We start from the raw sequence: 5,954 nt of genomic DNA, 5'->3' as shown, positions 1-5,954 counted from the left end.
GTGTTCCGGTCTTGGCTCCGTCCGCCGCTCATGCGCTCCCTCCGTCGTTCAGAAGTGGGTCGCGCGGTTCGAGCGCGTCGTCTGGGAGGTCGTCGTCAAAGACCATTCCCATTCCGTCGCCCCAGTCGTCGCCGTCGTCTTCGGCGGCGGCGTCGAGCAGGTCGCGGAGGTCGCCGTTCCGAAGGCGTCCCGGCCGGAGTTCGTCGGGGAGTTCGGCCGTGATAATCTCGTCAACTGACGGCTGGTCCGTCACCATCGGTTTCGATGGGTCGAGCGCGGCGTTCTGCGATTCCATCGTGTCGAACTTCACACGCCGGACGATTGCCGGAAGCGCCTGCCGGAGCGATTCTCCGCGTCGAGCCGCGGGTTCGAGGTCGCCGCGGTACTCTCCAATCACGTCCAGCACCTCGTCTGTATCGTGCCGACCGACGAGCGACGAGCCGGGGATAGACCGCCGCCACGTCCCGACTGCGACGTTTCGACCGGGGTCGAAGGCATACGCCTCGTACACTTCCCCCTCTGCCTTCTGGTGCGGATACAGCGGCCCCCACTCAACCTGAGTCTCTGCGAACGTGTCCGGCGAGAGCGACCAGCACGCCATAGGTTCGTCGTTGTTCGCGTTCACCTGTACGATTCGGACGCGAGGCGGGTCGGGGAGGAGGTCGTTGATTTTCCCCGTGGCGAACAGCGCGGCCACGCCCGCGATGACGAGCGCTGAGACCGCGAGGCTCGACCACGCCGGGAGTTCCGCGCCGCCGAAGTACGCCAGCGCCGCGCCCGCGCCACCGAGCTTCAGCCAGTCGTTCACCATTCGCGGACCACCTCAAGGTCTGTCTCCTCGCGCTTGCGCTTCACCCAGACATAGGTCCCGCCGACTGACGCGACCGCTGTTGCGCCAATGAGTGACTGGACGGTGCCCCATTCGACGGGGGGTTTCGCGGCCCTAACTGCGTCAGACCGGATAGCAACGATACCGTCCGCATTCGATGAGGTGACGGTGATTGCCGACGCGCCGTTGAAGTCCTCGGCGCGGAAATTGACGGTGGTCTCGCCGGGGGTCAAGGTCATGCGCCGAACGCGGGCTTTCCCCGCGGCCGAGCCGTCTCCTTCGCTCAGGATTCGGGAGAGAGTCCCGGCGTCGGTGATTGCGATTCGAGTCGGAGTATCCGCCTCGACGACGAGCGAGAACGTCCCATTTGAGAACGACCACGATTTGATTCGAGTCGTCGGGGAGAGTTCGATAGTCTGGGTTGATTCGGGCGTGCTCGGCGTGGCGGTCGCTGTCTCGTTCGTCGCGGCGACCGTGCCGACGAGCGCGGGCGATACAACTGCGATGAGGATTATGAGTGTGGTGATTATTCGGCGCATGGTGTCCGAAAAATTGGGAATCGGTGGGGTTAGTTCCGGGTTGAGACGAGGATGAGCGCGACAATCGCGGCAACGATGATAACGCGGTCTTCGGTTCCAACACCGAAGCCACCGCCGCCACCACCGCCACCAGTTCCGGTGGTCTCATACTGCCTTCTGAGTTGTCGCAACTGCTCGATTTCGTCCGCGAGGGAGCTTGCGTTCGTTGAGTTGTAGAGGTACTTGTGTGGGCTGGTCGTGTTCATCGTCTCCCCTGTCCGGGTGTTCACAGCCTCTAAAATTTCAAACTGCGACCCATATGTGGAGAGGTCAACAATCGTGCCGTTGGCCCCATCTTGAACAGCCATGTAGAAGGTTCCATTATAATCTGAAAATCGGTATGTCTGACCAGTATCCCAGCCACCAGATGCGTCATCTCCGGTGTAGAACAATGTTCCATTAAGCACCGTCGGATTGCCCGAGCCGTCTCCGACTGCAATAGTGTGCGATGCATTGATATCCCCGGAAGCACCGGTTGACGCGAGCATGGCCGCGCCCTGACCGTAGTATCCAGACTTTTTGAGAGATGTGGATGCCTCAGCCCCGATAGTGGATGGGTCCATCATCGCAAGGTCTGACGAGTTTATTTCGCCTGCTTGGTACTGGCTGGACACCTCATCAACGTAGGGGTCCATATTCGCAAGCACTTGTTGGGTCTGCTCTTGGGTTTCGTCGAGCAGATAGGTGTCGTTCTGGTCGTTCGCCCAAGAGCCGAGCGACCCATAATCCTGTGACTCGAAGATTCGTGTCTCCTCGGACGAGTTTGGTTCGACGGCAACAACCCGGATAGGAGATGCTTTTGGTGGGTCTGACGACCCCCCCGGATGGAAACGGGAGCCGGATGGGAGAGTCCTCAGAGAGATTTCTTCAGTATCGACAGATGTTCCATTGACTAACTCGAATTGAATCGTGTTTGTTCCAAGCGTTTCACCACCAGAGTACCATTCTCCATTCCTCTCATTTTGGTAGTAGTATCCAATTGTTTGGTCGGATTGGTTATCTAGACTAGCTATTTGAGTGACTTTAGCGTCCCAATCTGAGAGAATCCGAACCTGAACCCGAGAGTAGTAGTCTCGAACCGTTTGGTTCACCGCGGATTTAGCCTGTGACCGGGATGCACCGTTATTTAGCTCGTTCACCATCGTTATTTTAGCCTTTGACATGGCGACCGTTCGAGCATTAGCCATGAAGTTCTGCGTCGTCGTGGTGTACGAGTCGGTTGCGTCTTTCAGGGCAAGAGCGCTTGAATACGCATTTGTGGCGGTGAGATTCTCATAGTCGGTGTTGTCTGACCAATGACAACCCTCGGTATTGCCGAGAATCGTATTGAACCACGCACCACCGAGGTAGTTTGACGCCGAACCATCGCAGTTGACCATCTCCGCAGATGCGTGTCCGACCGGAGATGACCCTGGAACCACGCCGCTCGTGGCGGCGGTCGTGATGACGATTCCAACGAGCAGCATAACCATGACCCTCCGAACGAGAGTCACGAATCAAACACCTCAACGAGTCCGAGCCGGTCTGCGATGAGAGACCCACCGGCTGCACCAACCACAATCAGCCCTATTTCAAGACTGCCACCAAGCAGGTCGGATAAAATCGTGATGTCTGCGCCCGCGGATAGTCCGGCGTCGAGAGCACCAACCGACGCGCCAAGTGTGGCGACCGTCTCTAGGTCAAGGTCAAGGTCCACCATTAGAGCATCCACCCCGCAGCGAACCCGGCCGTGCTCGTGATGCCGACGTAGACCAAGCCCCAGAGGTCGCTACTCTGGAAGAATGAGGAAACGTCACCGACCAACAGCCACGCAGCGAACACCCCGACCGTGCCGAAAATCGACCACATATAGTAGTCGTCAAGCTTCTCCGCATCGTCTTTGAGAGACGATAGGTCGGTGTTCTCGTTCGTGATGATGATGCCCGCGAACGCGCCGACAGATACCGCGTACGCAAGCGTGATTTCGATATTCCCCGACGAGAAAATCACGTCGGTGAAATTGATATCGAATAGTTGGAAGGTTGCGATGCCCGTCTGAATGAATCCGGCGACCATGAGAGCCACCGTGAACCCCGCGTCTGCGGGGTCGAATTCCATCTTCGACATTACATTTTTAGACTGTCGCAATTAGTGAAAAGTGTTTGTGTTGATGACTGTTTAGTTTGCGTAGCAAATATCCATCTTAAGCCTCGTAAACATCAATCTGTGGCTTTACAAGGCCGATTGCTGACTCTCGGCCACGGTCCGTTAGTCGGTAGACTCCGCCGCCCTTCTCCTGCACGAATCCAGCATCTAAGAGGTCCTGAAAGGAACGAGACACCGAATTTCGGTGTCTCCCTGTCCTCCGAGCAATGTTACCAGCCTTATCATCATTGTGGAGTAACAAATCAACGAGGATGGCTTTCTGTGTTGGCGTGATGTCCATGAGATACCCGCCAATCGCTGGATGGAAACTCATTGTGGTCAATATGTTTGCATGGCTAACAGAATTGTTTGCATTACGAGCAGTTTGGAAGAACTAACAAACGTTTAAGTAATCCTGACTGAACAGTTAGAGCAAGAACTCGGACGTGTCACTCACGGTGTGGCGCGGCGGGAGCAAGATGGCCCCTTGCTCCCGAAGAAGAACCCCCGAAACCGAAGCAACGGTTTCGGGCGTGTATATGAGCTAACGGCGCTATCCGGCTTAAATTCACCGGATATGCTGTTTGCACTGCAAATTTTCGAGGTTCGTGGGCTGTCAACCATGCAACACGACAATCCCGCACTCCGACCAATTCGATTCATCGACGATGCCGAAGCAGTAGCTGACGCGCTCGACGCCGTCGACGAACTAGCGACCCACCCGGTCGTTGGCGAGGTCTCGCGCGAAATCGCAGCGCTCGCACGTGATGCCGCATCGAACCCTGACCAACACAACCTATCTCAGCAATGACCATGACCTCACTAGACGACGTTATCGACCGAATCGACTCCCTCGAATCCCGTGTTTCCGAACTCGAAGCCGAGAACGAACGACTCCGTGCCGAACTCGAAGGCGAGAGAAAGGCACGTGAAGACGCAGAAGACCGGGTTGAAACTCTCGAAGGGTGGCAGAATGGCATGTCTCGATGGAAGCAGTTTGTCAACGACGCTCTCGAAGGAATCGAGACTGCGGACGCCGGCCCTCAGTCGGACGACCTCGTTGGACTCCTCCCCATCGAAAAACTCGCCCGGATGCCCGACGACGTGGCGCGCACCCAGCTCGATACAGCTCAGTCTCGGAACCTCTGGCGTGCCCGGTTCATCTGGAACCACATGGACGACCTCGCTAGCATCGCGGGCGACTCGAACAACCAGAAGTTCCGCGTCACCTCCCCGGACATGATGAAGGCCCTGAAGGTCGCCGGAGAGTCGGACGGCGCGGTCGAGAGCAAGACGACGAAGCGAATCATGGAACGCATCGTTGATTGGACGCACGGACTCGCTGAAATCCGCCACACGTCGTCTGGAGAGCGCGCGCTTGTCATCCCGACCGATTGGGCGGAGCGCCGGGCGGATGTCGTCTCAGCCGAATCTGGGGCGGGGACTCCCGCGGCTGGCGGCGTCGTCAGCGGGGGGCGGTAGACGCGGGGGTTCTCCCCCGCCGACCGGCTCCCGGTTAGGTTCAACACCCTAACACGAATGCGTTGTGTTGGTGGTTCGATTAGCGGTTGGTGCGTCTCTTGTTGCGTTCTTGTTGCGTTCTTGGTCTATGGAATTAACTCCCGAGAGCTATCGGTCCGCGGACCGCCCTTGCTGACGACGGTGCCAGCCGACCCGACTCGGATTGCTATACCGACATACGGTTTACCGGCCGGTACACCGCCGACTCCGAGCATAGAAATCGACGGCGAGAAGCTTTGAACCTGTCTGCAACCGTGTTCCGCGGCCCTAACCCCAAGGGTTAGGGCAGGGAGACCCGACCTCTAGACCCATTCGTATTCGTGTGGAGGTCCGTGATGATGGACTGCGCGGCCGTCATCGACCGCGAGCCGGAGCGCCGGGCGCACCGACTTCCGCCACCACGTCTCTTTGCTCTGGTCCTCGACGGCGAACGCGGGCAGAAGTTCGTCCTCAAAATCCGAGCGCGTCATCCGACCATCGTCCCGAAGGACGCGGAGCGCCGCGCGACCGGCGTCACGTTGCTCCTGTCGCTTTGCGTCCGTCCGTCCGGGCGTCCAGTCGGCCAGCAGGTCCTCGAAGCCGTCGCGGTCGTCGCTCGTCTCAGACGCGTCGTCAAGAGCCGTCTGGTCGGGATGCTCGTCCGGGCGCATCGTCGGCGGCGTCACTCGGTCAACGTGCCACCATGCAACCGCCCGAGCGCCGACTTGCTTGCTTCCCACGTCGTCGGTTCGCTCTAGGATTCGGAGTTGGTTCAGGACGTGCCGAGACGAACACCCGAGTTCGTCGGCTAGGTCTCCAGTCGTCACAACCGGGTCACGATGTCGCAACATCGCGTCCTCAATCGCGTCTAGGTCAACTTCGCTCATACTTCGTTCGTCGTTCGCACGAGGGAACCATAGCCG

9 protein-coding genes are annotated in these 5,954 nt (G+C 58.5%); 2 read left to right on the top strand and 7 right to left on the bottom strand.

The features are described 5' to 3' along the window. Positions 1 to 28 precede the first annotated feature (28 nt). From C451_RS00085 to C451_RS24200, 6 genes are all read right to left on the bottom strand, one after another. Positions 29 to 811 carry a hypothetical protein gene (locus C451_RS00085; RefSeq protein ID WP_005533716.1) on the bottom strand — a complete coding sequence of 261 codons (783 nt, stop codon included), beginning with the start codon at positions 809 to 811 and terminating at the stop codon, positions 29 to 31. Continuing rightward, on the bottom strand, positions 805 to 1,368 hold the full coding sequence (locus C451_RS00080; RefSeq protein WP_005533715.1) for a hypothetical protein: 564 nt from the start codon (positions 1,366 to 1,368) through the stop codon (positions 805 to 807). Before C451_RS00080 ends, C451_RS00085 begins: the two co-directional genes overlap by 7 nt. Positions 1,369 to 1,397: 29 nt before the next feature. Further along, on the bottom strand, positions 1,398 to 2,873 hold the full coding sequence (locus C451_RS00075; protein WP_239638921.1) for a hypothetical protein: 1,476 nt from the start codon (positions 2,871 to 2,873) through the stop codon (positions 1,398 to 1,400). Between the two features lie 23 nt (positions 2,874 to 2,896). Continuing rightward, entirely contained in the window at positions 2,897 to 3,106 is a 210-nt protein-coding gene (locus C451_RS00070; RefSeq protein ID WP_004052064.1) for a hypothetical protein, read from the bottom strand. Beyond that, positions 3,106 to 3,513 carry a hypothetical protein gene (locus tag C451_RS00065; RefSeq protein WP_005533704.1) on the bottom strand — a complete coding sequence of 136 codons (408 nt, stop codon included), beginning with the start codon at positions 3,511 to 3,513 and terminating at the stop codon, positions 3,106 to 3,108. Before C451_RS00065 ends, C451_RS00070 begins: the two co-directional genes overlap by 1 nt. Before the next feature lie 76 nt (positions 3,514 to 3,589). Continuing rightward, a complete protein-coding gene (locus tag C451_RS24200) occupies positions 3,590 to 3,832 on the bottom strand; it encodes a helix-turn-helix domain-containing protein (RefSeq protein ID WP_006166119.1) in 243 nt (80 codons plus the stop codon). A gap of 321 nt (positions 3,833 to 4,153) precedes the next feature. Here C451_RS24200 and C451_RS00055 point away from each other — a divergent pair, with 321 nt between their 5' ends. Further along, entirely contained in the window at positions 4,154 to 4,342 is a 189-nt protein-coding gene (locus tag C451_RS00055; protein ID WP_005533698.1) for a hypothetical protein, read from the top strand. A gap of 2 nt (positions 4,343 to 4,344) precedes the next feature. After that, the gene (locus tag C451_RS00050; protein WP_239640281.1) at positions 4,345 to 5,013 is read left to right on the top strand and encodes an adenylate kinase; all 669 of its coding nucleotides are present in this window, start codon (positions 4,345 to 4,347) and stop codon (positions 5,011 to 5,013) included. A 341-nt stretch (positions 5,014 to 5,354) separates the two neighbouring features. On the opposite strand, the gene C451_RS00045 is transcribed toward C451_RS00050, so the two are convergent. Beyond that, a complete protein-coding gene (locus tag C451_RS00045) occupies positions 5,355 to 5,918 on the bottom strand; it encodes an HTH domain-containing protein (RefSeq protein ID WP_006600903.1) in 564 nt (187 codons plus the stop codon). Between the last annotated feature and the right edge of the window lie 36 nt (positions 5,919 to 5,954).

The organism is Halococcus thailandensis JCM 13552 (genome assembly GCF_000336715.1).
GTDB lineage: Archaea > Halobacteriota > Halobacteria > Halobacteriales > Halococcaceae > Halococcus > Halococcus thailandensis.
The sequence above is the reverse complement of the archived record's forward strand: the minus strand, read 5'-3'. Positions and strand labels throughout refer to the sequence as shown.

Coding starts and splice junctions, on each gene's coding strand:
- C451_RS00045 (WP_006600903.1), bottom strand. CDS start 5,918: ATGAGCGAAGTTGACCTAGACGCGATTGAGGACGCGATGTTGCGACAT.
- C451_RS24200 (WP_006166119.1), bottom strand. CDS start 3,832: ATGGACATCACGCCAACACAGAAAGCCATCCTCGTTGATTTGTTACTC.
- C451_RS00085 (WP_005533716.1), bottom strand. CDS start 811: ATGGTGAACGACTGGCTGAAGCTCGGTGGCGCGGGCGCGGCGCTGGCG.
- C451_RS00055 (WP_005533698.1), top strand. CDS start 4,154: ATGCAACACGACAATCCCGCACTCCGACCAATTCGATTCATCGACGAT.
- C451_RS00080 (WP_005533715.1), bottom strand. CDS start 1,368: ATGCGCCGAATAATCACCACACTCATAATCCTCATCGCAGTTGTATCG.
- C451_RS00065 (WP_005533704.1), bottom strand. CDS start 3,513: ATGTCGAAGATGGAATTCGACCCCGCAGACGCGGGGTTCACGGTGGCT.
- C451_RS00070 (WP_004052064.1), bottom strand. CDS start 3,106: ATGGTGGACCTTGACCTTGACCTAGAGACGGTCGCCACACTTGGCGCG.
- C451_RS00075 (WP_239638921.1), bottom strand. CDS start 2,873: ATGCTGCTCGTTGGAATCGTCATCACGACCGCCGCCACGAGCGGCGTG.
- C451_RS00050 (WP_239640281.1), top strand. CDS start 4,345: ATGACCTCACTAGACGACGTTATCGACCGAATCGACTCCCTCGAATCC.